Here is a 25,121-nt window from a genome sequence, read left to right on the forward strand (position 1 = left end):
ACACCGAGACGCACTCCAGGGGAGCTGTTCTCGGGGCATGGGGAACGTGCGCGAATGCACACACGCGGTCAAGCATACCCGCGCGCGTAATCTGCCGCAATGTGGCGTCGGAGCAGCGGGCAAAAGGCTCCGCCCCGGCGGACGGGAGGGCTCGCCGGGGCGGAGGGATGCGGTCGCCGGTTCCCCGGCGAAGCTCGGAAAGGGCTGCTCAGCTGGCGGCCGCCCCGTCGGTCGACGTACCGTCGGCATCCGCCTCGGTGTCGACGGCAGGGCCACCCGGACGCTGCAGTGCGTACATCGTGCCGCTGATCTGGAACTGGTACGTGCCCGCGTCGGCGCTGGAGGTGAGGCCCGTGACGAGCACGAGCCGCTGACCCGTCTGCACCGCGTGCACGAAGGCGAGCAGCTCGTTCCAGCCGCCCGTCGCGGTGACGGTCACCGGCACGAGCACGAAGTTCTCCTCCGTGATGAGCGGGTCGGTGAGCGGGGTGGGAGCCCCTTCCACGTCCGACCCCTCGACGGGAGGCAGGTAGCGCGTCCCGTCGCTGATGCCGATCGAGCTGATCGACACCCCGGTCGCCACGGCGAGGTCGTTGAGATCACGGATAAAGTCCGCACCGCCCACCTCACTGGGGATCGCCGTCTCCAGCTCGCTCGCACGCTTTTCGAGGTCGTCGAGCTCCGCCCGCTTCGCCTCGAGCGCGGTGTTCTGCGCGGCCAGCAGGTCGTTCTGCACGAGGATCGCGGCGCGGGCCTGATCCGAGGAGGTCTTCGCGTCGAGCAGCGGTGCGGCGCCGAGGAACCATCCCCCGGCGACGAGTCCGACGACGACGACGACCGTGATGACGCCCCATACCCGGGTTCCCAGCTTCACTGTCCCGCCTCCTCGGTCGTGGTGTCGGCACCCGCTGCGTCGTCGGCGCTCTCGACCAGGCGGTTCGAGTAGGCGGCCGCATCGATGTGCATCGTGATGCTCGCGGTGAAGGCCGTGCCGTCCGTGTTGGCGGCGACCGTGTTCGGGTTGGCGTCGACGAAGCCGGGCAGCTCGCTCAGGCGGTTCAACCAGTCCGGGATCTCCGGGATGGTGGTGCTCTGCGCCGAGAACTGCAGCGTCGCGATGCGCGCACCCTGCAGGGGGATGGTCGACTGCCCGTACTGCGTGGTGCTGTTGGCCGCGTCGACGTTGAAGGACGCGATCAGCACCCCGGCAGGCAAGGATGCCTGCACGCGGTTCATGTAGTCCTGCCAGTCGATCTCGGTCGATCCACCCACCCGCAGGCCCGCCTCGCCAAGGGCGACCTCGTTGATGGCCTGATCGACGTCCGCGTACTGCAGGCGCTGGGCCTGCAGCAACTGCGTGCGCTGCGACTCGGCCGCGAGCGCGTTGGCTGCGGTGAACGACAGGTACCAGGCACCCGCGACTCCCGCGACCACGAGCACGAGCACGAGCAGCATCGCGAACCGCAGGCTGCGCTGGATGCCGAGCTGCCGGTTGCGCTCGCCCATCTCGGGCGGCATGAGCGAGACGCGCGGGGCGACTCCGATCGGCACGGCGACACGCGACGCGCTGCTGCGCACCCGCGTCGTCGGCTCGCTGATGGTTGCGGTCATGCTTTGCTCCCGAGGGTGAGGCCGGCGGCGACCGGCAGGCCTGCGATGCCTCGCGCGAGCTGATCCTGATCGACCGATCGTGCGATGGCGAGACGTTCCACCTGCCCGGGCGCCCGCACGGGGATCCGGGTGGCGTCGGCGAGGGCGGTGGCGAAGCCGTTGAGGGCGGAACCCCCACCCGAGAGCAGGATGCGCTCCACGGTGGCACCCGGCTTGCTCGACAGGTAGAAGCTGAGGGTGTTGCGGATGGCGACGACGAGGTCGCCCGTCGCCTCGTAGATGACCTCGAACGCCGGCCGCAGTTCCGCGCCTGCGCCCTGGGTGGAGAGCCCGAACTGGCGCTTGATGTACTCGGCCTGCGTGGGCTCCATGTTGAGGCGGGTGACGAGCGCACGGTTGATGTCGTCGCTGCCGTTCTGGATGATGCGCACGAAGGCGGGCACGCCGTTGATGGAGATGAGCACGATGGTGGTCTCGGCGCCGATGTGCACGAGCGCCGCAGTACCCTCCGCCGCGTTGCCGACCATGAGCGCGCGGTGCAACGCGAAGGGCACGAGGTCGACATCGACCGGTTCGAGCTTCGCCGCCTCGACAGCCTCGACCGTCGACAGCACGCTCTCCTTGATGGCGGCGACGAGCAACCCGGTGATGACGGGCTTCCCGTCGTCGAGGGTTTCGGCGACCGGGTAGAAGTCGAGCAGCGCCTCGTTGACGGGGACCGGCAGCACATCCTGCACCTGGAAGGGCAGCGTCTCCCGGATCCGGTTCATCGGCATCTTCGGCACGGCGAGTTCGCGCACGAGCACGCGCGAGTTGCCGACGCCGACGATGACCTTCTTCGTCTTGAACCCGGCCTGCACCCACAGTTGCTTGAGGGCGGAGGCGACGGTGTCCTTGTCGACGACGTCACCGCGGTCGACCGCGGTCTCGGGAATGGGGATCTGGTGGTACCTCACCAGAGAGGGCCGGGCGGTGGCAGCGCCCTGGACCTCCGCGGCGCGGATGACCCCGCGCCCGAAGTCCAGCCCCACGACTGTCGATGCCATAGTTTGTCTCCTCGATTTCTCTCCGGTCAGGCGAGCCCGACCAGCTTCAGGTATCCGGAGGCCAGGGGCACTCCTCCGAAGATCCCGATCCACGCCCCGGCGAACATCCAGGGGCCGAACGGGATGGGGGTCCGCCGCCCGGTGCGACGGAAGATCATGAGGGCGATCCCGGCGACCGCGCCGACCACGAACGCGGCGGCGACGCCCACGACGAGCTGTTCCCAACCCAGGTAGCCGAGGAACATCCCGAGCACGCCCGCGAGCTTGACGTCGCCCATGCCCATCCCGGCCGGATAGAGGAAGGCCGGGATCGCATAGAAGAGGAAGGAACCCGCCATGCCGATCGCTGCGACGAGCAACCGCTGCGGTTCACCCATGAGAAGGGCGGCGGCGGTCAGGAGCACGGCCCCGACCACGTAGCCCGGCAGCACGATCGCGTTCGGCAGACGGTGCACCGCGATGTCGATGTCGCTCAGCACCACGGTGAGGGCGGCGAGGTAGAGGAACGCGACGAGCTGGACGACGGTGCCGGCGAGCAGCGCGGGTTGGGCGGCCCCCCACGCCCCCGCCTCGAGCCCCGCGGCGCCCAGGATCGACGGCGCGAGCCACAGCGCGACGGCCACGAAGGCCGCACCCGTGAGCAGTTCGATCACCGGGTAGTGCGCCGAGATGGCGACCCGGCAGTCGCGGCACCTGCCGCGGAGCAGCAGCCACGACAGCACGGGCACGTTGTCGCGCGCACGGATCTCGTGTCCGCAGCTCGGGCACGCGCTCGGAGGCGTCACGATGGACTCCCCGCGGGGCACCCGCCACGCGACCACGTTGAGGAAGGATCCGATGATCAACCCCAGCGCTCCCGTGAAGCCTCCGACGACGGCGATCATCCCGTGATCTCCCGGTAGTCGCCGAAGCTGGCGTCCGTCAGGTACGCGGGAGCGTTCCACTTCTGCGCTTCGGAGCCGTTGCACGCGGCGACGGTGATCTTGGACCACGCCTGCCCGCCGTTGATGTAGGTGTCGGTGCTGTCGGCCGTGAGGCAGCGGTTCCACTGGTCGACGAAGATGTAGCTCCGCGAGTAGACGCCCGTGTACTCATAGCGCGTCCACTTCAGGCGCGCGCTCGACGGCACGGTCGTGCTGGGGTTGGTGACGCCGCAGCTCGCCCAGATCGGGTACTTGTTGCTCGTCGCGGGGTCGGGCGTCTGCAGACAGTAGTTGCTGCCGTTGTTCACCCAGATCGGCGTGATGTTCGTGTAGCCGACCGACGGCGGGGTGTAGTTCCACTTGTGGTTCCAGGCGAGCCCGGAACCCGTGGGGTCCTGCTTGCACGGGTAGACGATGTTGAACTCGGCGGCGCTGTCGGCGTTGTTGATGTTCGCCCCCGTCACGTCGGCGCAGCGCCCGAACTCCTTGAAGTTCACCAACTGGCCGGTCTGGGTCACCGCCTTGCCATCGACGAAGTCGGGCGCGGCGCGGCCGGCGCCTACCGCCGGATCCGGATTGAACGAGCCCCAGTACTCCTGACTCGCGCACTCGTAGGGACTCGGCTTGCCGACCATGAGCCGAGCGGTGGCGTTCAGGGTCCACGCCGACTCGGCACCCGCGGAGTACACCCCGGACCACAAGCACGCGGTCGAGCTCACCGTGTTGTGGGTGCCGGTCTCACTGAGCCCGAACCACGTCGCGTTGCCCGTCCAGGAGAAGACCTGACCCCACCCGTAGCTCGTCGTCGTGGCGACGCACGGATGCAGCTCGGCCGTGTAGCTCTTGGTCGTCGTCGTGACCGTCGACGCCAAGACGACCTTCTCGACTACCGTCTCGACACGATCGATGTACCGGGTCGTCGAGTTCCGCTTGTAGCCATCGCGGTAGGTCGTCACCGTCGTCACCTTCTGGGTGCCGGGGCCGTAGCCGTTGTTGACCGTCGTGACGCTCGGCGACCCGTAGAGCACCGACGAGTCCAGCGTGTACCAGTTGCTCGACAGCTGGATCTGCCCATATGCATCAGGCCAAGCACGCTCGCCCGAGAACGAGCGCGATGTCGTCTGCCCTTGACGCCTGATATTCGAGGGCGTGTAGCTGGAGTTCGTCGGCGTCTGGTACCACTCGTCGGATTCCGTGGAGCGGGTCTCGGGACTAACGGTCGTCGTCGTCGTATCCACCGGCGCGGTGATGCAGTAGCCCGCGAAGCTCTCGGTCACGGTGCTCGAGAGCTTGATCCGCCAGTCCGTGGTGTACTCCCACAGCTGTGTCGCGTTGTTGGCCGAGGTGCACTGGGCGGCCGGGGTGAACTTGACGTTGATGGTCGGCGACGGCTCACCCGAGGCGGGCGGGGTGCCGGTCGCCTCGAGGCAGTACTTGCCGCTGCCGTAGGTCCAGATGCGGCCGCCGAGGATGCGCTCGTTCGACACGGTGAACTCGTAGATCGCGGAGAGCTTGCGGTCGCCGGCGCTGCCGCTCGATGCGACGGCGCCCGTCGAGCCGGTCGCCTCGATGAGTGCGAAGTAGGGCTGCGTCGAGCTCAGCGGACACGGCAACGCGTTCGAGGCGCGCCAAGCCTCGTCCTTGCCGGAGGGATTGTCGAGGTAGTAGCGCAGCGAGACGACGTACTTCTCCTGGCCCGTCGTGACACCGTCGGTGTAGCCCGTGATCGAGCACGGCAGCTTCGCGCGGTCGCCGAGGTACGAGCCGGTCTTGGAGTCGACGGTCGCCGGGCTCGCCTTCGCCGCGCGCAGGATGCCGAGCGCCGACTGCAATCCGGCCTCCGCGTTGTACACGGTGCGACCGCGCGCCTGGGCGAGGGCCGCGGGGTAGACCGCCGTCACGATGATGCTGAGCAGCACCACCGCCATCCCGGCGATGATGACCGAGAACAGCACCGCGCCGAGCAGCGCAGAACCGCGCTCGGAGTCTGCGCGGAGGCGGGTCCGCAGGGCGGAGTTGAAGCGGATCATGGGTCCTCGCATGGTCAGGGCCGATACCAGCTGGGATTGCAGACGGGGCTGGCGCTGACGCCCGAGCCCGGGGAGGTCTCGGCGTTGCTCACCGACTTCGTGTACGAGCTGTTGCGCGCCACGAAGCTCGTCCGGGTGCCCGTGAGGGCGTTCGCGTTGGCGTTGCCCGCGGAGATCGTGACGACCAGCTGTTGCAGGAGCGTGCCGGTCGGGCTGTCGTTCGCCGGGATGAGCTGGAAGGGGTAGCCGCTGGCTCCCGTGTTGACGACCCCGGAGACCTCGAGCGTCCACGGCGGCGCCGTCGTGCTGTCGGCCAGGTTCCAGCGGCGGTACTCGAGCACGCCACTCGACGGCACGTAGCGCCACTGGGTGCAGAGGTCCTGCCGCGTGGGTGAGCTCTCGGCGCGGGTGAGCCACTCGACGTAGACGTTGCCGGCGGTGGTACCGGGCCCGGGGAAGTTGATGGATTCCGCGTAGCGGATCTGACTGTCGAGCGCCCCGAAGGCCACGACCATCTGTTCACCGGTTCGCGCGGTCTGCTGCGCCGTGAGGGTCGAGCGGGTGAAGGCGATGAGCGTGGTCGAGAGCATGACGGCGAAGATCGTGAAGATCAGCATCGCGACGATGAGCTCGATGACCGAGAACCCCTCCTCACGCTTCAGGCGTGCCCACCTCATGATCCGGACCTCCACGCGAGGTCGATGCTCTTCGGTTCGATCAGATTGCTGATCGTGTAGGTGCATCCGCTCGCCGCGCATGCCTCGCCCGCCGTCCACTTGACGATCACGGTGGCGCGCATCATCTCGGTCGCGCCGCTCGGCACGGTCCAGGCGGAGCTCCAGCCGCCCTGGGCGTTCGTGTAGCCGGTCGCGAGCCCGCAGGTGCGGTCTCCGGTGGCCGGAACGAAGCACTTCCCGACGAGGGTCACGACGGTGTACGTGGTGTCGCCGAAGACGACGTTCTGCGAGATCGGGAGCGCCTCGGTCTCCCCCGTACCGATCGCGGTGTCCCACTCGGCGTAGGTGCTTGCGACGGCGGGCGCGACGGTCGAGTTGGCGGTCCACGCGGCCTGCACCGCGGCCTGCGTTCGCCCGTTGTAGATGCTCGACTTGTGCGAGCTCGGGTCTTCGATGATGTTGTAGGCGCGCACCGCCTCCATGGCGCGGGTCGCGACGGTCGTCGCGATCTCGACGCGCTCCTGGGCGTGCGAGCCCTTGAGGCCCTGGATGGCGAAGGCCAGGGCCGCCGCGGTGATCACGACGAGCATGACGACCGCCACGACCACCTCGATGAGGGTGAAGCCGGACTCGTCTCCGTGGAACGGACGGTCGGACTGTGCCGCATCGTGTGTGCTGCTCATCACCGCCTCCTCCCCTGCGGATCCGAATGGAAGAACGGAGGCCGAGCCTCCGGGTGGAGGTGGGGCGCCGGAACTCCGACGCCCCACCCCGCTCACGAGTCGAGCTCGCGGCTTACGACGTGGCGGTCCCCGTCGTCCAGGAGCCGAGGCCGCCGGTCGCGCTGCTGTAGGTGATCGACTGGCCGGTCAGGTTCGAGTTCGAGCCGACGAGCGTGTACGAGCCGTCGGTGGCGATCGTGATCGCGACGGTGTTGCCGGGCGACACGGTGTAGCTGCCGACCACGGCGCCGCCGGTGGTCTTCGTGATGTCGTACTTGCCGGCGACCGACGCGGTGGACGCACCGGGAACGGTGAGGCCGGCGAAGGAGCCGTTGTTCTGGGTCGAGGCCGCCTGCAGCGAGATCGCGACGTTGCCGAGGTCGGACTCGACCGACGACTTCCAGGCGCCCTGCTGGATGTTCAGGTACACCGGGATGGCGATCGCGGCGAGGATGCCGATGATGATGACGACGATGAGGAGCTCGATGAGGGTGAAGCCCTCTTCCTTCTTCTCGAGGTCCGCACGCTTGGCCCACAGGGCCTTGGTGATGCGAGTCATGTGCTTTTCCATTTCCACTTGGTTGTTGATGGTTCGCGAGCCGTCCCCCCCAATACGGTTCTGACTCGACGCTTAGATGATCGTGGCGGCATACACCTCTCGGGTAGCCCCACGTCAGGGGTCATCCGCCGCCGACGACGTTGACCATCTGGAAGATCGGCATGTACAGCGCGATGACCATGCTGCCCACGACGATGCCGAGGAAGGCGATGAGCAACGGCTCGATGATCGAGGTGAGCGCCTCGGTCGTCGCCTGCACCTCGGCGTCGTAGAAGTCGGCCACCTTCGACAACATCGTGTCGAGCGCGCCCGCATCCTCACCGACCGAGATCATCTGCACGGCCATCGCCGGGAAGACCTTCTCCTCCGCGAGCGGACCCGAGAGCGACTTGCCCACCCGGACCGAGTTGGCGACGTTCCGCGCCGCCTGCTCGATCACCCAGTTGCCGGAGGCCTCCCCCACGATGTTGAGCGCCTGAAGGATCGGCACGCCGGCGTTCACCATGTCGGCGAGGTTGCGGCAGAACCGGGTGATCGCGATCTTCGCCGTGAGCTTGCCGAAGACCGGCAGCTTGAGCTTGATGGGATCCACGAAACTTCGCACCTTCTCGGTGTTCTTGTTCGCGTTCCACCAGACGGCGAAGGCGATCCCGGCCACGATGCCGACCGGCACGACGAAGACCATCGACTCGCTCAACGTCACCAGCATCTGCGTCGGCAACGGCAGATCGGCACCGAAGCCCGCGAACATCGTCTTGAAGATCGGGACGATGAACGTGAGCATGATGATCACGGCGACGAGCGACATGATGAGCACCATCACGGGATAGGTCATCGCCGACTTGATCTGCTCGCGGAGCTTCGCCTCCTTCTCGTAGTTCACGGCGACCGTGTTGAGGGCGCCGTCGAGGAAGCCGCCGATCTCACCGGCCCGCACCATGTTGATCATGAGGGGCGGGAACACGCGTGGATGCTTGCCGAGGGCGTCGGAGAGCGAGAAGCCCACCTCGACGTCGCGCGCGACCATGCCGAGCGTCGTCTTCAGCTTCTTGTTCTCGGTCTGCTCCGCGAGCACGTTGAGGGTCTTGAGCAGCGACAGGCCCGCGCTCACCATCGTCGCCGCCTGGCGGCTGACGACGGCGAGGTCCTTGAGCTTCACCCGGGCGCCGTTGCCGATCTCGATCTCGCGGTTGAGGCCGGTGCCGGCCACCACCTCGTCGAGCTTGACCGGGCTCAGCCCCATGACGCGCATACGGTCGATCGCGGCGCTCTCCGTCGGGGCGTCGAGCTTCCCCTTGACGACCTTGCCCGATGCGTCTCGCGCGCGGTAGCTCCAGTTCCGGGGGCCTCCGGCGACGGCGGCGGCCGCACCCGCGGCCATCAGATGCTCCTCGAGGCGCCGTTGCCGGCGAGATCGCGCCGGGTCACGAGCCTGTTGAACGTCTCGGGGTCCTGCACCTTCTCCATGGCGGCCTCGTAGGGCACCTCACCGCCGTTGACGAGTTCGGACAGGTGCTGGTCCATCGTGTGCATGCCTGCCGCGGCACCCGACTGCAGCGCCGAGGTGACCTGGTAGGTCTTGCCCTCGCGGATGAGGTTGGCGATGGCCGGCGTGATGAACATGATCTCGGTCGCGACCGCCCGGCCGCGGCCGGTCGAGCGCTTGACGAGCGTCTGACACACGACGCCCTGCAGGGTCGCCGCGAGCTGCACGCGGATCTGGTCCTGCTGGTGCGGTGGGAACACGTCGATGACACGGTCGATCGTCGAGCCCGCGCTCTGCGTGTGCAGGGTCGCGAACACGAGGTGACCGGTCTCGGCCGCGGTCAGCGCCACCGAGATCGTCTCGAGGTCGCGGAGCTCGCCGATGAGGATCACATCGGGGTCCTGACGCAGCACGTGCTTGAGGGCGTTGCCGAAGGAGTGGGTGTCGGCCCCGACCTCGCGCTGGTTGATGAGCGACTTCTTGTTGCGGTGCAGGAACTCGATCGGGTCCTCGACCGTCACGATGTGGTCGCGACGGGTGTTGTTCACGAGGTCGATGAGCGCCGCGAGGGTCGTCGACTTGCCGGAACCGGTCGGGCCGGTGACGAGCACGAGACCGCGCGGCAGCTTCGCGAACTCCCCCACCTGCCCGGGCACGCCGAGCTGGCCGAGCGACTTGATCTCGGTCGGGATGATGCGGAACGCACCGCCGATCGCGCCGCGCTGCTGGTAGAAGTTCACACGGAAGCGGGCGTTCGCCGAGAGGGTGAAGGCGAAGTCGAGCTCGAGCACCTCGTCGAACTTGGCCCGCTGGGTGGGCGACAGGATGCTGTAGAGCGCCGTCGCCGTCTTCTCGCGGTCCCAGATCTCCTGCTCGTGCACGGGCGTGAGCGTGCCGTCGATGCGCAGCAGCGGTGCCGTGCCGGTCGAGATGTGGAGGTCGGATGCGCCCGCGAGCAGCACCTCCTGCAGGCAGTGCAGCAGGTCGGCATCCGCGTTCGCGCGAGCGGCGCGGGCGAAATCGTCGTCCAGGATCGACTCGGCGCTCGCGGGCGCGCTCGCCATGGGCGGGGCCACGAGCGCGGGACCCCGCGCGGCCTCGGCGTCGAAGACCGGCACCTGCAGGTCGACGGCGGGCGGCGGCGTGTAGCCGGGCGTCGCAGGTGCCGCGGAGAACGACTCGAAGGCCGCGGGCGCCGACAGGTCGGGGGCGGGCGCCTGCGGCTCGGCGACCACGGGCGGGGCGCTCGATCCGGGCGGCGGCAGCTGCGAGAAGTCCACCGTAGGCGCCGCGTCGGGCGGCAGCACGCCGTGCGGCGGCGGCAGCGTGCCGCTCGTTCCCGGCACGCCGAACGGCGGTGCCGCGGGATCCGTCAACGGGATCTCGTAGATGTTGTTGTTCACGCGGTGGTCCTCCCCCTCCATGCGGAACCTCCGAAACGAGCCGTCAGGCGACGACGCGCAGGATCTCCTCGATGCTCGTCATGCCGAGCAGGGCCTTGCCCCAGCCGTCCTGCCGCAGGGTGTACATGCCCTGCTGCACGGCGACGCGGCCGATCTCGGCACTCGATGCGCGCGCGACCGCGAGACGTTCGATGTCCTCCGTGACGCTCATGACCTCGTGCAGCGCCATGCGGCCGCGGTAGCCGGTGTTGGAGCAGTGCTGGCAGCCGATCGGACGGAACAGCGTCGGGATGCCCATGCGCGGGTCGAAGGCGAAGCCGAGCGACTGCAGCTCCTCCGGCGGGTGGTGGTACGGCTGCTTGCACTTGTCGCACAGCCGCCGGGCGAGACGCTGGGCCACCACGCAGTCGAGCGCCGAGCCCACGAGGAACGGCTCGATGTCCATCTCGATGAGACGCGTCACGGCGCTCGGGGCGTCGTTGGTGTGCAGCGTCGAGAGCACGAGGTGGCCGGTGAGCGAGGCCTCGATCGCGATCTGGGCCGTCTCCTGGTCGCGGATCTCACCGATGAGCACGACATCCGGGTCCGAACGCAGGATGCTGCGCAGGGCGCTCGCGAAGGTGAGGCCCGCCTTGACGTTCACCTGCACCTGGTTGATGCCGGGCAGGCGATACTCGACCGGGTCCTCGACGGTGATGACGTTGATCTCGGGCTTCGCGACCTCGTTGAGGGTCGTGTAGAGCGTCGTCGACTTACCCGAACCGGTCGGACCGGTCACGAGGATCATGCCGTAGGGCTTCGAGTACGACTTCCTGAAGCGCTCGAGGTTGTGGTCGAGCATCGCCATCTGCTGGATGCCCAGCTGCGTCGACGAGTTGTCGAGGATACGCATGACGACCTTCTCGCCGTACACCGTCGGCAGGGTCGCGACGCGGAGGTCGATCTTGCGGCCGCCGTGCATGACCGAGAGGCGGCCGTCCTGCGGCTTGCGACGCTCGGCGATGTCGATGTCGCTCATGATCTTGAGGCGGCTGATGACGCCGTTCTGGATCGACTTCGGCGCGCGCTGCATCTCGTGCAGCACGCCGTCGATGCGGTACCGCACGTGCAGGTCGTGCTCGGCCGGCTCGATGTGGATGTCGGATGCGTGGTCCTGGATGGCCTGGCTGATGAGCAGGTTCACAAAGCGCACGATGGGCGCGTCGTCCTCGACCTCCGCGCGCTCGAGCTCGGATCCGGTCGACTCGGCGTCGCCCTCGATCTCGCTCGAGAGGTCGTTGAGCTCGCTGTCGGCGCGCACGAAGCGGGTGATCGCGTTGAGCAGATCCTGACGCTCGGCCACCACCGCGCGCACCGAGAAACGCACCGCGGCGCGGATGTCGTCGAGCGCGACGACGTTGTTCGGGTCGGCCATCGCCACGAGCAGGCGGTCGCCGTCGCGGCCGATCGGCAGCACCTCGTGGCGGCGCAGCAGGCCGATCGGCACGAGCGCGACCGCCGAGTGGTCGACCGGGTACTCGGTCAGGTCGACGAACGGCAGGTTCATCTGCGCGGCACGCGCGGACGCCACCTGGCCCTCGGTCAGCATGCCCTGCGCGACGAGCTCGCGGATCTGCGGCTCGTCGTCACCCGCGGCGGCATCGATGCTCGTGATCGGCAGCTGACCACGGATGATCAGGATCTCGGACAGGGAGGCCATGCCACCCCCCTAGGTGATCTGCACGGATCTCACGGCGCCTGCCCCCCCGAGCGGCGCCGCTTCCGGGAACCCCACATCCCCGAGAGCGTCAGGCTATCCGCCGTATGCCGCGGGGACGATACCCGCATGCGGGGGGTAGCGTTCAGCGCCTCGCGAAATATGCCCAGCAGGCGATGGGCGGGGCGGCCGCGAGGACGGCGGCCGTGAGCACGAAGGGGCTGCCCGCCTGGGCGAGCGCGAGCGAGGTGTCGACGAGCGCCCCGGACGCCAGCGTCACGAGGTAGACGGCGGCGGCCGTCGCGACCGCCCCGAGCCACGGGCGCGGCGCCGGCACCGTGAACACGATCCCCAGGTACACCGCGAGCATCGCGATCCCGAGCGCCAGGACGCCGTAGAACGGACCGACCGGCAGCTCGATCGGGTCGCGATCGAGCACCACCGCGAGCACGCCGTCGACGGCGAAGACGATCGACGCCCACACGACCGCGACGAAGATCCCCGCGATCCGCTCGGGATGCCGGGACGGCTCAGGGGTGGGGGTGGGCGCGCTCATACTCCGCACGACGCTCGGCGACGCTCTGCTCGAAAAGCGCCCGCTCGGTCGCGTTGCGCTCCTTCACCCGCCGACCGCGCGACGCGATCGCGAGACCGAACCACAGCGAAGCCTCGCGGGCGAGCGCGAGGGCGCTCAGCAGGAAGGGGCTGACCGCGACGATGCCGAAGAAGTCGACGGCCTGGTCGGGGGTCATCGCGAAGATGTTGCTCGCGAGGGCGAGCGCCGCGATCGAGGCGGCATAGGTGAGCGCCGCGACGAACAGGCTTCCGATCACGTGCGCCCACCAGGCGGCGCGGTTCACGATGAGGGCGAACAGCACGGCGAAGACGGCATACGCCGCGACGGGTGCCCAGAAGGCGCCGCTGACCAGGAACTTGCCGATGCTCGCCTCGACGTTCGCGCCGGGGGTGAAGGCGATGATGATCGAGGCGGCCCCGAGGTACAGCAGGGCGAACGCGATGGCACCGATGATCGAGATGAGCACGCCGAAACCGCGGTTGCCGCGGGGCGCCGGCGGCGTGGGCGCCTGCACGTAGACGACCTCGCGCGGGCTCGGGTCGGCGAGCGGGACCGCCGCCGGGGCGACGGGCTCGACGACGACCGGCTCGGCCACGTCGTCCACGACCTCCGCCTCGTCCACCTCCGGGACGACCGGCTCGACACCCAGGTGCTCGGATGCCGCCACGGGCTCCACGGGCTCCGGCTCGAGGGGGGTCTGCGGTTCGGTGGGGTTCGCCATGGCGTGCTCCTTCGCTCGGCATCAGCCTAGCGACGGTTAACGCCGGAAGGCCCCGCTCGCGCGGGGCCTTCCGGGTGGATCACCTAGTTGTAGGTACCGGGCTGGAAGTCGTCCGAGCTGAAGCTGTCGAAGTCGACGAAGCTCAGGTCGGCCTCCGAGAACGCCGAGTCGTCGGCGAAGATGCGGTTGGGGTACCGCTCCGCCTTCGCCTCCTCGGTCGCGTCCACCGCCACGCTCCGGTACTTCGAGAGTCCGGTTCCCGCGGGGATGAGCTGACCGATGATGACGTTCTCCTTGAGACCGACGAGCGGGTCGGAGCGACCCTCCATCGCCGCCTGCGTGAGCACGCGGGTGGTCTCCTGGAACGACGCGGCACTCAGCCACGACTCCGTCGCGAGCGACGCCTTCGTGATGCCCATGACCTCCTGACGCGCCGACGCGGGCTTCTTGCCCTCGACGATCGCGGCACGGTTGAGCTCGGTGTACCGCGCGCGGTCCACGAGCTCGCCCGGCAGCAGGTCGGTGTCGCCGTGCTCCACGACGGTCACCTTGCGCATCATCTGACGCACGATGACCTCGATGTGCTTGTCGTGGATCGGCACACCCTGGCTGCGGTAGACGCCCTGCACGCCGTCGACCAGGTGCTGCTGCACGGCGCGGACGCCCTGCACGCGCAGCACCTCCTTCGGGTCCAGGTTGCCGACCACGAACTGCTGACCGAGCTCCACGTGCTGGCCGTCCTCCACGAGGAGGGTGGCGCGCTTGAGCACGGGGTAGATCTGCGGCTCGTCGCCGTTGTCGGGCGTGAGGACGATGCGGCGCTGCTTGTCGGTGTCCTCGATCTCGATGCGACCGGCGGCCTCCGCGATCGGGCTCGCACCCTTCGGGGTCCGGGCCTCGAAGAGCTCGGTGACACGCGGCAGACCCTGCGTGATGTCGTCCGCACCCGCGGTACCACCCTGGTGGAAGGTACGCATGGTGAGCTGCGTGCCGGGCTCGCCGATCGACTGGGCGGCGATGATGCCGACCGCCTCGCCGATGTCCACGAGCTTGCCGGTCGCGAGCGAACGGCCGTAGCAGGCGGCGCAGACGCCGACCGCCGACTCGCAGGTGAGCACGGAGCGCACCTTGACGGTCTCGACGCCCGCGGCGATGAGCTCGTTGATGAGCACGTCGCCGACGTCCGAGCCGGCCTCCGCGACCACGGTGCCCTTCGCGTCGACCGCGTCCTCGGCGAGCGAGCGCGCGTAGACCGAGTTCTCCACGTTCTCGTCGCGGACGAGCTCGTCGCCCACCTTCACCGCGATCCGCAGCTCGAGGCCCTTGGTCGTGCCGCAGTCGTCCTCGCGGATGATGACATCCTGCGAGACGTCGACGAGACGACGCGTGAGGTACCCGGAGTCCGCGGTGCGGAGGGCGGTGTCGGCGAGACCCTTGCGGGCACCGTGCGTGGCGATGAAGTACTCCGCCACCGACAGACCCTCGCGGTACGAGGAGATGATCGGACGGGCGATCGTCTCACCCTTCGGGTTCGCGACGAGGCCGCGGATACCCGAGATGTTGCGCACCTGCAGCCAGTTACCACGGGCACCGGAGGACACCATCCGGAAGATGTTGTTGTCCTTCGGGTAGCTCTCCTGCATCGAGGCGGCGATCTCGTTGGTCGCCTCGGTCCAGATGTCGATGAGCTCCTTGCGGCGCGTCGCGTCGTCGATGAGACCCTTGTCGAACTCGCCCTGGATCTTGGCGGCCTGCTTCTCGTGCTTGGACACGATGGCGGGCTTGTCCTTCGGGGTGACGATGTCGCTGAGCGCGACCGTCACACCCGAACGCGTGGCCCAGTAGAAGCCGGCGTCCTTGATGCGGTCGAGCGCCGCGGCGACCTCCACCTTGGGGTAGCGCTCCGCGAGGTCGTTGACGATCGCGGAGATCTTGCCCTTGTCGGCGACGGCGTCGGTGTACCAGTAGTTCACCGGCAGCGCCTGGTTGAACAGCGCGCGACCGAGGGTCGTCTCGAGCACCTTGGTCGAGCCCTGCACGAAGTCCTCGTCGGCGTCCTGGAGGTACACGCCCTCGAGACGGATGCGCACCTTGGCGTTCAGGTCGAGGGTGCCCTCGTCCTTCGCCAGGATCGCCTCCGAGATCGAGCTGAACGCGCGACCCTCACCGGCGGCACCCTCCTTGACCGTGGTCAGGTGGTGCAGACCGATGATCATGTCCTGGCTGGGCAGGGTGACCGGGCGGCCGTCCGACGGCTTCAGGATGTTGTTCGAGGCGAGCATCAGGATGCGGGCCTCGGCCTGCGCCTCCACCGAGAGGGGAAGGTGCACGGCCATCTGGTCGCCGTCGAAGTCCGCGTTGAACGCCGTGCAGACGAGCGGGTGCAGCTGGATGGCCTTGCCCTCCACGAGCTGCGGCTCGAACGCCTGGATGCCGAGACGGTGCAGCGTCGGCGCACGGTTCAGCAGCACGGGGCGCTCGCGGATGATCTCCTCGAGCACGTCCCACACCTGCGGACGCGAACGCTCGACCATGCGCTTGGCGGCCTTGATGTTCTGCGCGTGCGACAGGTCGATGAGGCGCTTGATGACGAACGGCTTGAACAGCTCGAGCGCCATCTGCTTCGGCAGACCGCACTGGTGCAGCTTCAGCTGCGGACCCACGATGATGACCGAACGGCCCGAGTAGTCCACGCGCTTGCCGAGCAGGTTCTGACGGAACCGGCCCTGCTTGCCCTTGAGCATGTCGGACAGCGACTTGAGCGCACGGTTGCCGGTACCGGTGACCGGGCGACCACGGCGGCCGTTGTCGAACAGCGCGTCGACGGCCTCCTGCAGCATCCGCTTCTCGTTGTTGACGATGATCTCGGGGGCACCGAGGTCGAGCAGACGACGCAGACGGTTGTTGCGGTTGATCACACGACGGTAGAGGTCGTTGAGGTCGGAGGTCGCGAAGCGGCCGCCGTCGAGCTGCACCATCGGGCGCAGCTCCGGCGGGATCACCGGCACGACGTCGAGCACCATGGCGGCCGGCGAGTTGCCGGTCTGCAGGAACGAGTTGACGACCCGGAGGCGCTTGATGGCGCGGATCTTCTTCTGGCCCTTGCCGTTGGCGATCTGGTCGTGCAGCAGCTCGGCCTCGGCCGCGAGGTCGAAGGCCTGCAGGCGACGCTGGATCGCCTCGGCGCCCATGTACGCCTCGAAGTACAGGCCGTAGCGGTCCTGCAGCTCGTGGAAGACCGAGTCCTCCGGCTTCAGGTCGCCGACCTTGAGGTTGCGGAAGTCCTCCCAGACCCGCTCGAGCTGACCGATCTGCTCGTCGTACGACTTGCGGATCTGGGCCATCTCCTTCTCGCCGGCGTCCTTCACCTTGCGCTTCTGGTCGGCCTTGGCGCCCTCCTCCTCGAGAGAAGCGAGGTCGCCCTCGAGCTGCACGAGACGCGCGTTGATGCGGTCGTCGCGCTGCTGCTCGAGCGCCTTCACCTCGAGCCGGAGCTCGTTCTCGAGGCCGGGGAGGTCGGCGTGACGGCCGTCCTCGTCGACGTTGATGACCATGTACGCGGCGAAGTAGATGACCTTCTCGAGGTCCTTCGGCGCCATGTCGAGCAGGTAGCCGAGGCGGCTCGGCACACCCTTGAAGTACCAGATGTGCGTCACCGGGGCGGCGAGCTCGATGTGGCCCATGCGCTCACGACGGACGGAGCTCTTGGTGACCTCCACGCCGCAGCGCTCGCAGACGATGCCCTTGAAGCGCACGCGCTTGTACTTGCCGCAGGAGCACTCCCAGTCGCGCGAGGGTCCGAAGATCTGCTCGCCGAACAGGCCGTCCTTCTCGGGCTTCAGGGTGCGGTAGTTGATCGTCTCCGGCTTCTTGACCTCGCCGTACGACCAGGCACGGATGTCGGCGCTCGTCGCGAGGCCGATGCGGAGCTGATCGAAAGTGGTTGCGTCGATCACGTGTGTGTTCTCTCTCGCTTCTTCTCTACGAAATCCTGTTGTGGCCCGGCTCAGATGTCGTCGATCGACGACGACTCGAAGCGGGTGGAGATGTTGATGCCCAGCTCCTCGGCGGCACGGAAGACCTCGTCATCCGTGTCCTTCAGGCTGATGGCCGTGCCGTCGGCGGCGAGCACCTCGACGTTCAGGCAGAGCGACTGCATCTCCTTGATGAGCACCTTGAAGCTCTCGGGGATGCCGGGCTCCTGGATGTTCTCGCCCTTGACGATCGCCTCGTACACCTTCACGCGGCCGAGGATGTCGTCGGACTTGATCGTCAGGAGCTCCTGCAGCGCGTACGCGGCACCGTAGGCCTCGAGCGCCCACACCTCCATCTCACCGAAGCGCTGGCCGCCGAACTGCGCCTTACCACCGAGCGGCTGCTGGGTGATCATCGAGTAGGGGCCGGTGCTGCGGGCGTGGATCTTGTCGTCCACGAGGTGGTGCAGCTTCAGGATGTACATGTAGCCGACCGAGATCGGCTCCGGGAAGGGCTCGCCCGAGCGGCCGTCGAACAGCACCGTCTTGCCGGTGTGGTCGATCATCCGCACGCCGTCGCGGTTCGGGGTGGTCGAGTCGAGCAGACCCTCGATCTCCTCCTCGAGCGCGCCGTCGAACACCGGGGTCGCGACCTTGGTGTTCGGGGCGGCCTCGTGCGCCTCCTTGGGCAGACGCGCCGCCCACTTCGGGGAGCCGTCGACCTTCCAGCCCTGCTTCGCGACCCATCCGAGGTGGGTCTCGAGCACCTGGCCGAAGTTCATGCGACCGGGGATGCCGAGCGGGTTGAGGATCACGTCGACCGGGGTGCCGTCCGCGAGGAACGGCATGTCCTCCACCGGCAGGATCTTCGAGATGACGCCCTTGTTGCCGTGACGACCGGCGAGCTTGTCACCCGCGGTGATCTTGCGCTTCTGGGCGATGTAGACCACGACGCGCTGGTTGACGCCCGAGCCGAGCTCGTCGTCGTTCTCCGCCGAGAACTCCTTGACGGCGATGATCGTGCCCTCCTCACCGTGAGGAACCTTGAGCGAGGTGTCGCGCACCTCGCGGCTCTTCTCGTTGAAGATGGCGCGCAGCAGGCGCTCCTCGGCCGAGAGCTCGGTCTCGCCCTTCGGCGTGACCTTGCCGACGAGGATGTCGCCGGGGCGCACCTCGGCGCCGATGCGGATGATGCCGCGCTCGTCGAGGTCGGCCAGCAGCTCGGGGCTCACGTTCGGGAGGTCACGGGTGATCTCCTCCTTGCCGAGCTTCGTGTCGCGGGCGTCGACCTCGTACTCCTCGATGTGGATCGAGCTGAGCACGTCGTCCTTCACCAGGTTCTGGCTGAGGATGATGGCGTCCTCGAAGTTGTGACCCTCCCACGGCATGAACGCGACGAGCAGGTTCTTGCCGAGCGCGAGCTCGCCGTTCTCGGTGGCCGGGCCGTCGGCGATGACCTCGCCGACCTCGACCCGGTCGCCCGCGTTGACGAGCACCCGGTGGTTGTAGCTCGTGCCCTGGTTGGAGCGGTCGAACTTGCGCAGGTAGTAGTCCTGCGTGCCGCCCTCGTCGAGCTGCACGGTGACGACGTCGGCCGAGACCTCGGAGACGACGCCCGCCTTCGAGGCGGTCACGACATCCCCGGCGTCGACGGCCGCGTAGCCCTCCATGCCGGTGCCGACGAGCGGCGACTCGGAACGCAGCAGCGGCACGGCCTGGCGCTGCATGTTGGCACCCATGAGGGCGCGGTTCGCGTCGTCGTGCTCGAGGAACGGGATGAGCGAGGTCGCGACCGACACCATCTGGCGCGGCGAGACGTCCATGTAGTCGACCTGGTCGGCATCCACGAGCTCGACCTCGCCGCCCTTCTTGCGGACGAGCACCTTAGCCTCGGAGAACTTGCCGTCGGCGTTCAGCGGGGCGTTCGCCTGGGCGACGACGAAGTCGTCCTCCTCGGAGGCGGTCAGGTAGTCGATCGTGCTCGACACCTTGCCACCCGAGACCCGACGGTACGGGGTCTCGATGAAGCCGAAGGAGTTGATGCGCGCGAACGACGCGAGCGAGCCGATGAGGCCGATGTTCGGGCCTTCCGGGGTCTCGATCGGGCACATGCGGCCGTAGTGAGACGGGTGGACGTCACGGACCTCGACGCCGGCGCGCTCACGGGACAGACCGCCGGGGCCGAGCGCGCTCAGGCGACGCTTGTGGGTGAGGCCCGCGAGCGGGTTGTTCTGGTCCATGAACTGGGAGAGCTGGCTGGTGCCGAAGAACTCCTTGATCGCGGCGACGACCGGACGCACGTTGATGAGCGTCTGCGGCGTGATCGCCTCGATGTCCTGGGTGGTCATGCGCTCGCGCACGACACGCTCCATGCGGCTGAGGCCGGTGCGCACCTGGTTCTGGATGAGCTCGCCGACCGCGCGGATGCGACGGTTGCCGAAGTGGTCGATGTCGTCCGTGTCGAGACGCAGCTCCACCTTCTTGCCGTCGCGCACACCCGGGAGGGTGGTCTCGCCGGCGTGCAGCGCCACGAGGTACTTGATCGTCGCGATGATGTCGTCGATCGTGAGCACCGAGTCGCTGAGCGGCGCGTCGAGGCCGAGCTTGCGGTTGATCTTGTAGCGACCCACCTTGGCGAGGTCGTAGCGCTTCGGGTTGAAGTAGAAGTTGTCGAGCAGCGCGCGGGCGGCCTCGGCGGCCACCTGCTCGCCCGGACGGAGCTTGCGGTAGATGTCCTTGAGGGCCTCCTCCTTGGTGAGGATGGCGTCCTTCTCGAGCGTCGACGCGATCGACTCGTAGCCGGGGAACGCGGCGAGGATCTCCTCGCTCGTGAGGCCGAGGGCCTTGAGGAACACGGTGACCGACTGCTTGCGCTTGCGGTCGATGCGCACGCCCACCTGGTCGCGCTTGTCGATCTCGAACTCGAGCCACGCACCGCGGCTCGGGATGATGCGCGCCGAGAAGATGTCCTTGTCGGAGGTCTTCTCGGGGGTGCGGTCGAAGTAGGCGCCCGGGCTGCGGACGAGCTGCGACACGACGACACGCTCGGTGCCGTTGATGATGAAGGTGCCCTTCTCGGTCATGAGCGGGAAGTCGCCCATGAAGACCGTCTGGGTCTTGATCTCGCCCGTCATGTGGTTCATGAACTCGGCGTTCACGTAGAGCGGCGCGGCGAAGGTCTTGCCGCGCTCCTTGCACTCCTCGATGGAGTACTTGGGCTCCTCGAGCTCGGGCTGGGAGAACGACAGCTGCATCGTCTCGCCGAGATCCTCGATGGGCGAGATCTCCTCGAAGATCTCGTCGAGGCCCGTGGTGTCGGTGCCGCCGGTCCGGGCCTTCCAGGCCTCGTTGCCGACGAGCCAGTCGAAGCTCTCGGTCTGGAGGGCCAGCAGGTCGGGGACCGTCAGCGTGTCCGTGATCTTCGCGAACGAGAGCCGGGATGCGGCCCGACCGTTCTTGGGGGAATTCTTACTGGATGCGGAGCGCGCAGCAGCCAAGGAAAACAACCTCCGTGAGACCCGTCGGTCTCAGTGTGTGTCGGTAGTGGAGAGGCGCCCCAGCTTCTCTCGAGCGATCCCGCCGTCATTTTCGGGATCCGCCGCCGGAGCACACGAAGGCCGACCGCAATATGAGGGCACAGGTGTGGGGGAGCGCAAAGAACAACTATAGGCCTCAACGACGCGCCGTGTCCACATATTCCTTGACATCCGTCCGACTCGGGTCTATAACCCCGCCGCCGCGGCCCGCGACCCCCTCGTCACCGTCCCATCTCAAGGACCCGGGCATCCCGTCTCAAGGAGGCCACGTGACGGGTGTGGCGGATGGGGCGCAGGGGCACCCGCCGCCGCGCCGACTCCTTGAGACGGGTTGCGGAACTCCTTGAAATGGGACCGGCGTGAATGGGACCGGCCGTCAGAGCTGGATGACGTCGCCGGAGCCTGAGACCTCGCTCGTGACGGAGGCACCGCCCGAGACCCGGATGTCGCCCGAGCCGCCGATGCGGGCGCGCACCGAACCGGTCGCGAAGAGGGCGATGTCGCCGGAGCCGCCGACCTCGGCGACCGCGTCGACGAGGCGCAGCTCGTGCGCGTCGATGTCGCCCGAGCCCTGCACGCGGTAGTCGGCATCCGCGGCGCGGCCGTCGAGGCGCACGTCGCCCGAGCCCTCGATCTCGACCGAGACCTCGTCGGCGTCGACGTCGTCGGCGCGCACATCGCCCGAGCCGTCGACCCGGATGCGCACGGTGTCGGCGGCCGAGAAGTCGGCGCGGACATCGCCCGCGCCCTCGAGCTCCAGCTCGTCGAAGGAGCGCACGGTGAGCGTGTACCGGATGCGACCCTCCCCGAGCGAGGCGCCGTCGATGCCGAGCACGAGGGTGCCGTCCTGCTCCTCGACGGTCAGCCGGTCGACGACCGACTCGGGGGCGCGCACCGTGAGCCCCGGCTCGTCGCCCAGCTTCACGACGACGTCGCCCGAGTTCTCGAGGCGCAGCGCGTGCACCTCGTCCGAGACCTCGTGCTCGGTCGTGACGAGCGGGGCGGCGGACGGCAGACGCACGCAGCCGGTGAGCGCGACGCCGGCGACGGCGAACGCGGCGACGGCGGCGAGGGCGCGGCGGGTGGTGGGGGTGGTGATGGTCATGGGGGGATTCCTCTCGATTCGCCCCCAGCCTTCCGCCGTGAGCGCGCGGGCGGCATCCGGTCGACCCCCGCGGCGGGTGGGGTCATCCCCCCAACCCCACGGCGACGACAATAGAGGCGTGGAGGAACCTCCGGGCGTGCGCCTGTCGAACGGGATGCGGGCCGAGGTGCGCCCCGACCGGCTCACCGGCGGCTACGAGCTCGTCGTCGACGGCACCCCCCAGTCGCACGTCGACCTCGACGACCCCACGCACCTCTTCTTCGAGTACATCGCGCGGATGGGGCACGTGATCGACCAGCTGGGCGACCCCGGCGAACCGATCACCGCACTGCACCTCGGGGCCGGGGCCCTCACCATCCCGCGCTACATCGCGGCCACCCGCCCGGGCTCGCGCCAGCAGGTGGTGGAGCTCGAGCCCGAGCTCGTGGAGCTCGTGCGGCGCGAGCTGCCGCTGCCGCGCGACGCCTCCATCCGGGTGCGCTACGGCGACGCGCGCGAGGTGCTCGGGCGCCTGCCGAAGGGGTTGCTCGGCCAGGTGGAGCTGCTCGTGGTCGACGTGTTCTCGGGCGCCCGCACCCCCGCGCACGTGACGAGCGTCGAGTTCTACACGGAGTGCGCGGCGTTCCTCGCGCCGGGCGGCGTGCTGCTCGCCAACATCGCCGACGGGCAGGGGGCGGCGTTCGCGCGCGGCCAGGCGGCCACACTCGGGATGGTGTTCGCCGACACCGCGGTGCTCGGCGAGGCGGGCGTGCTGAAGGGACGCCGCTTCGGCAACTTCGTGCTCGTCGGCTCGCCCGCGCCGCTGCCGCTCGACTGGATGCCGCGCCTGCTCGCCGGCGGACCGCATCCGGCCCAGCTGCTGCACGGGCGCGAGCTGCGCGACTGGATCGCGGGGGCGCGCGTCGTGACGGATGCGACGGCCGTGGCGTCTCCTCCCCCGGGTCGCAACATCTTCCAGATCCCCCCGAATCGGTGACGTGCCCGGCGGATGCCGGGGGCGGGTGCTGGAATGGGCGCATGGCTGAGCTCACGCGCGTGCGCACCTGGGCCGACGCCCTCATCCGTCTGCACCTCGACGACGGCTGGAGCTTCGCCTTCGACCACGCCAAGACGCGGGCCGGGCTGTGCAACTTCACGGCGAAGCGCATCTCGGTCTCGCGCTACATCGCGCAGCGCTCCGACGACGACGAGATCCACCAGGTGCTGCTGCACGAGGTGGCGCACGCGATCGCGGGGCCGAAGGCCGGCCACGGGGCGAGCTGGAAGCGCATCGCCGACGAGCTCGGCTACGCGGGCGGGCGCACGCACGACGGGCCGGTGCCGAACGAGCTCGCGCCGTGGGTGGGCACCTGCCCGAACGGGCACGTGAGCTACCGCTACCGCCGCCCCACCCGGCCCACCTCGTGCGGGGTGTGCTCGCGGCGCTTCGACCCGGCCCTGCGGATCGCGTGGGTACGGCGGTGACCGGCTAACCCGCTAGCCTGGTTACGTGTTCGACGCGGGAGCCCTCAGCCTCGACTTCGCCTATGCCGGCGAGCTCGACGCCTGGGTCGCCCGGCGCTACCCCGCCGTCGATGCGGCGTCGATCACCGACGGCGAGCGGCGCGACGCGCAGCTGCTGCGCGAGGCGATCCTGCGGCTCGCCGCGGCCTCCGTCGACGACAGCCCCGCCGCGGCCGACGACGTCGACACGCTCAACCTCTTCGCGGCATCCCCCGACGTGCCGCCCGCACTCGCCGGCGGTCGTCGCCAGGCCGGCGCGAGCCGCATCCGCACCACCCAGGCGCTCTCGAGCGTCGCCCGGGACGCGGTCGGCGTGCTCGATCCGGACGCCCGCGCGCGGCTCAAGCGCTGCGCGGCCGACGACTGCCGCCGGGTGTTCCACGACGAATCGCGCACCGGCACCCGGCGCTGGTGCTCGATGCAGACGTGCGGCAACCGGGCCAAGGTGCGCGCCCACCGCGAGCGCGCGCGCACCGCGTGATCAGGCCTCGGAGACCCGCACGTCCTTCCAGAAGGCGACGTAGCCGCTGAAGTCGCGACCCACCTTCTCGATCGCCGTCGGGTACGGATCGGGGTAGGTCCACGCGCGGTCGGTGAGCCACTGCTCGCCGTCGCGCACGCTCAGGTACTGGCACTCGCCCTTCCAGGGGCAGGTGTAGGGGGTGGGGCTGTCGCGCAGCACACCCTCGACGACCGAGGAGGGCGGGAAGTAGACGTTCCCCTCGATGTGGATGACGTCGGCCTCCTCGGCCTGCGCGATGACCTGGTCTCCGAGCTTCGCCTGGAACATGGGCTCAGGCTACGCCGAGCCGGGCCGTCACGCCGGGGAGTGCAGGAACTCGACGGCGGCGGGGGTCAGGTCGAGGGAGGTGGCGCCGAGCTCGCGGGCCGAGACGGAGGCGGTGACGAGGTGGCGGGTGGCGTTGCGCAGGCCCGAGTAGGCGGATGCGGCCGCCGCCGCCTCGGGGGACTGGTGGTCGATGCCGAGCTCGGCGATCGCGTCGATGACGGCGCCCGCGGCGAGCAGATCCTCGACCGTGAAGCGCAGCGAGCCGTCGTCCTGCCGGGCCCCGGCCGCGACCACCGCGACCACGAACCGGCCGCCCAGCTCGGCCTGCCGCTCGAGCGACCAGCGGGCCACGGCATCCGCGTGACGCAGCGACCCGGCCACCACGTCCACGGGCAGCGCCGGCACCTGCTCGGCGCCCAGCTCATCCACCCAGACGATCGCGTGCACGCCGTCGGCCACCGCGGCGGCGCCCTCGGCACCCCACTCGAAGCGGACCTGGTAGTACGACTGCACGCGCGGAGAACTCATGCCCCCGAGGGTATCCGCGGCTGAGCATCCGCCCCGAAACCACGGGTCACGCGGGGAAACAGGCTAGGGTTGCCGAGGCGCAGCTCCGCGCCCGCGTCGTGAACGCATCCCTCGCCGCCCGAACCGGACCCGATCCGGATCGCTGCGCGGCTGACATCTCTTCCCGGCGAACCCGACGTGCCGTCCGGCACGCTCGCCCATCGTGCACGCACGCGTGCGCACCACCCGAAAGCA

At 68.9% G+C, this 25,121-nt stretch carries 21 protein-coding genes; 3 read left to right on the plus strand and 18 right to left on the minus strand.

Features of this window, described 5'->3' with window-relative positions; genetic code table 11:
* Positions 1 to 208: 208 nt before the first annotated feature.
* The 16 genes from D7I47_RS04395 to D7I47_RS04470 all read right to left on the minus strand — a co-directional run bounded on the left by D7I47_RS04395 (position 209) and on the right by D7I47_RS04470 (position 22,066).
* Complete coding sequence (locus D7I47_RS04395; RefSeq protein WP_120761924.1) at positions 209 to 874, minus strand: type IV pilus inner membrane component PilO; 666 nt, start codon at positions 872 to 874, stop codon at positions 209 to 211.
* Positions 871 to 1,611, minus strand: coding sequence for a hypothetical protein (locus tag D7I47_RS04400; RefSeq protein ID WP_120761925.1), 741 nt, complete (start codon positions 1,609 to 1,611; stop codon positions 871 to 873). The genes D7I47_RS04395 and D7I47_RS04400 overlap by 4 nt, the downstream gene beginning before the upstream one ends.
* Complete coding sequence (pilM, locus tag D7I47_RS04405) at positions 1,608 to 2,657, minus strand: type IV pilus assembly protein PilM (protein WP_120761926.1); 1,050 nt, start codon at positions 2,655 to 2,657, stop codon at positions 1,608 to 1,610. The genes D7I47_RS04400 and pilM overlap by 4 nt, the downstream gene beginning before the upstream one ends.
* Positions 2,658 to 2,683: 26 nt before the next feature.
* Positions 2,684 to 3,541 carry a prepilin peptidase gene (locus D7I47_RS04410; RefSeq protein WP_120761927.1) on the minus strand — a complete coding sequence of 286 codons (858 nt, stop codon included), beginning with the start codon at positions 3,539 to 3,541 and terminating at the stop codon, positions 2,684 to 2,686.
* On the minus strand, positions 3,538 to 5,610 hold the full coding sequence (locus D7I47_RS04415) for an RICIN domain-containing protein (RefSeq protein ID WP_120761928.1): 2,073 nt from the start codon (positions 5,608 to 5,610) through the stop codon (positions 3,538 to 3,540). Before D7I47_RS04415 ends, D7I47_RS04410 begins: the two co-directional genes overlap by 4 nt.
* 14 nt (positions 5,611 to 5,624) lie before the next feature.
* Positions 5,625 to 6,287, minus strand: coding sequence for a PulJ/GspJ family protein (locus D7I47_RS04420; RefSeq protein WP_157981629.1), 663 nt, complete (start codon positions 6,285 to 6,287; stop codon positions 5,625 to 5,627).
* Entirely contained in the window at positions 6,284 to 6,970 is a 687-nt protein-coding gene (locus D7I47_RS04425) for a prepilin-type N-terminal cleavage/methylation domain-containing protein (protein ID WP_120761930.1), read from the minus strand. Before D7I47_RS04425 ends, D7I47_RS04420 begins: the two co-directional genes overlap by 4 nt.
* Positions 6,971 to 7,082: 112 nt before the next feature.
* Positions 7,083 to 7,568, minus strand: coding sequence for a prepilin-type N-terminal cleavage/methylation domain-containing protein (locus tag D7I47_RS15210; protein ID WP_120761931.1), 486 nt, complete (start codon positions 7,566 to 7,568; stop codon positions 7,083 to 7,085).
* 121 nt (positions 7,569 to 7,689) lie between these two features.
* Entirely contained in the window at positions 7,690 to 8,949 is a 1,260-nt protein-coding gene (locus tag D7I47_RS04435) for a type II secretion system F family protein (RefSeq protein ID WP_157981630.1), read from the minus strand.
* Entirely contained in the window at positions 8,949 to 10,457 is a 1,509-nt protein-coding gene (locus D7I47_RS04440) for a type IV pilus twitching motility protein PilT (RefSeq protein ID WP_227000835.1), read from the minus strand. Before D7I47_RS04440 ends, D7I47_RS04435 begins: the two co-directional genes overlap by 1 nt.
* Before the next feature lie 43 nt (positions 10,458 to 10,500).
* Entirely contained in the window at positions 10,501 to 12,156 is a 1,656-nt protein-coding gene (locus D7I47_RS04445) for a GspE/PulE family protein (protein ID WP_120761933.1), read from the minus strand.
* A gap of 142 nt (positions 12,157 to 12,298) precedes the next feature.
* Complete coding sequence (locus D7I47_RS04450; protein WP_120761934.1) at positions 12,299 to 12,709, minus strand: hypothetical protein; 411 nt, start codon at positions 12,707 to 12,709, stop codon at positions 12,299 to 12,301.
* Entirely contained in the window at positions 12,684 to 13,451 is a 768-nt protein-coding gene (locus tag D7I47_RS04455; protein WP_120761935.1) for a hypothetical protein, read from the minus strand. Before D7I47_RS04455 ends, D7I47_RS04450 begins: the two co-directional genes overlap by 26 nt.
* Before the next feature lie 83 nt (positions 13,452 to 13,534).
* The gene (gene rpoC / locus D7I47_RS04460) at positions 13,535 to 17,407 is read right to left on the minus strand and encodes a DNA-directed RNA polymerase subunit beta' (protein WP_120761936.1); all 3,873 of its coding nucleotides are present in this window, start codon (positions 17,405 to 17,407) and stop codon (positions 13,535 to 13,537) included.
* Between the two features lie 50 nt (positions 17,408 to 17,457).
* Entirely contained in the window at positions 17,458 to 20,922 is a 3,465-nt protein-coding gene (gene rpoB / locus D7I47_RS04465; protein WP_120761937.1) for a DNA-directed RNA polymerase subunit beta, read from the minus strand.
* A gap of 415 nt (positions 20,923 to 21,337) precedes the next feature.
* Positions 21,338 to 22,066 (minus strand): head GIN domain-containing protein, encoded by a 729-nt coding sequence (locus tag D7I47_RS04470; RefSeq protein WP_120761938.1) that lies wholly within the window; start codon positions 22,064 to 22,066, stop codon positions 21,338 to 21,340.
* 154 nt (positions 22,067 to 22,220) lie between these two features.
* Here D7I47_RS04470 and D7I47_RS04475 point away from each other — a divergent pair, with 154 nt between their 5' ends.
* Genes D7I47_RS04475 through D7I47_RS04485 form a run of 3 tightly spaced genes read left to right on the plus strand, consistent with a single transcriptional unit; the run spans position 22,221 to position 24,050 of the window.
* The gene (locus D7I47_RS04475) at positions 22,221 to 23,042 is read left to right on the plus strand and encodes a spermidine synthase (protein WP_120763799.1); all 822 of its coding nucleotides are present in this window, start codon (positions 22,221 to 22,223) and stop codon (positions 23,040 to 23,042) included.
* A gap of 41 nt (positions 23,043 to 23,083) precedes the next feature.
* On the plus strand, positions 23,084 to 23,530 hold the full coding sequence (locus tag D7I47_RS04480; RefSeq protein WP_120761939.1) for a SprT-like domain-containing protein: 447 nt from the start codon (positions 23,084 to 23,086) through the stop codon (positions 23,528 to 23,530).
* Between the two features lie 25 nt (positions 23,531 to 23,555).
* Positions 23,556 to 24,050, plus strand: a complete 495-nt coding sequence (locus D7I47_RS04485; RefSeq protein ID WP_120761940.1) for a CGNR zinc finger domain-containing protein — start codon at positions 23,556 to 23,558, stop codon at positions 24,048 to 24,050.
* Here the strand turns inward: D7I47_RS04485 and D7I47_RS04490 are convergent, their stop codons facing one another.
* The gene (locus D7I47_RS04490; RefSeq protein ID WP_120761941.1) at positions 24,051 to 24,359 is read right to left on the minus strand and encodes a DUF427 domain-containing protein; all 309 of its coding nucleotides are present in this window, start codon (positions 24,357 to 24,359) and stop codon (positions 24,051 to 24,053) included. It lies immediately after the preceding gene.
* 27 nt (positions 24,360 to 24,386) lie between these two features.
* Entirely contained in the window at positions 24,387 to 24,887 is a 501-nt protein-coding gene (locus tag D7I47_RS04495; protein ID WP_120761942.1) for a 2-phosphosulfolactate phosphatase, read from the minus strand.
* Positions 24,888 to 25,121: the final 234 nt, after the last annotated feature.

The sequence above is a fragment of the Protaetiibacter intestinalis genome (genome assembly GCF_003627075.1).
Lineage (GTDB): Bacteria > Actinomycetota > Actinomycetes > Actinomycetales > Microbacteriaceae > Homoserinibacter > Homoserinibacter intestinalis.

Excerpts from the sequence above, each read along its gene's own strand:
- D7I47_RS04400 (WP_120761925.1), bottom strand. The coding sequence starts at position 1,611 with ATGACCGCAACCATCAGCGAGCCGACGACGCGGGTGCGCAGCAGCGCG.
- pilM (WP_120761926.1), bottom strand. The coding sequence starts at position 2,657 with ATGGCATCGACAGTCGTGGGGCTGGACTTCGGGCGCGGGGTCATCCGC.
- D7I47_RS04410 (WP_120761927.1), bottom strand. The coding sequence starts at position 3,541 with ATGATCGCCGTCGTCGGAGGCTTCACGGGAGCGCTGGGGTTGATCATC.
- D7I47_RS04415 (WP_120761928.1), bottom strand. The coding sequence starts at position 5,610 with ATGATCCGCTTCAACTCCGCCCTGCGGACCCGCCTCCGCGCAGACTCC.
- D7I47_RS04420 (WP_157981629.1), bottom strand. The coding sequence starts at position 6,287 with ATGAGGTGGGCACGCCTGAAGCGTGAGGAGGGGTTCTCGGTCATCGAG.
- D7I47_RS04425 (WP_120761930.1), bottom strand. The coding sequence starts at position 6,970 with ATGAGCAGCACACACGATGCGGCACAGTCCGACCGTCCGTTCCACGGA.
- D7I47_RS15210 (WP_120761931.1), bottom strand. The coding sequence starts at position 7,568 with ATGACTCGCATCACCAAGGCCCTGTGGGCCAAGCGTGCGGACCTCGAG.
- D7I47_RS04435 (WP_157981630.1), bottom strand. The coding sequence starts at position 8,949 with ATGGCCGCGGGTGCGGCCGCCGCCGTCGCCGGAGGCCCCCGGAACTGG.
- D7I47_RS04445 (WP_120761933.1), bottom strand. The coding sequence starts at position 12,156 with ATGGCCTCCCTGTCCGAGATCCTGATCATCCGTGGTCAGCTGCCGATC.
- D7I47_RS04450 (WP_120761934.1), bottom strand. The coding sequence starts at position 12,709 with ATGAGCGCGCCCACCCCCACCCCTGAGCCGTCCCGGCATCCCGAGCGG.
- D7I47_RS04455 (WP_120761935.1), bottom strand. The coding sequence starts at position 13,451 with ATGGCGAACCCCACCGAACCGCAGACCCCCCTCGAGCCGGAGCCCGTG.
- D7I47_RS04470 (WP_120761938.1), bottom strand. The coding sequence starts at position 22,066 with ATGACCATCACCACCCCCACCACCCGCCGCGCCCTCGCCGCCGTCGCC.
- D7I47_RS04475 (WP_120763799.1), top strand. The coding sequence starts at position 22,221 with ATGCGGGCCGAGGTGCGCCCCGACCGGCTCACCGGCGGCTACGAGCTC.
- D7I47_RS04480 (WP_120761939.1), top strand. The coding sequence starts at position 23,084 with ATGGCTGAGCTCACGCGCGTGCGCACCTGGGCCGACGCCCTCATCCGT.
- D7I47_RS04490 (WP_120761941.1), bottom strand. The coding sequence starts at position 24,359 with ATGTTCCAGGCGAAGCTCGGAGACCAGGTCATCGCGCAGGCCGAGGAG.
- D7I47_RS04495 (WP_120761942.1), bottom strand. The coding sequence starts at position 24,887 with ATGAGTTCTCCGCGCGTGCAGTCGTACTACCAGGTCCGCTTCGAGTGG.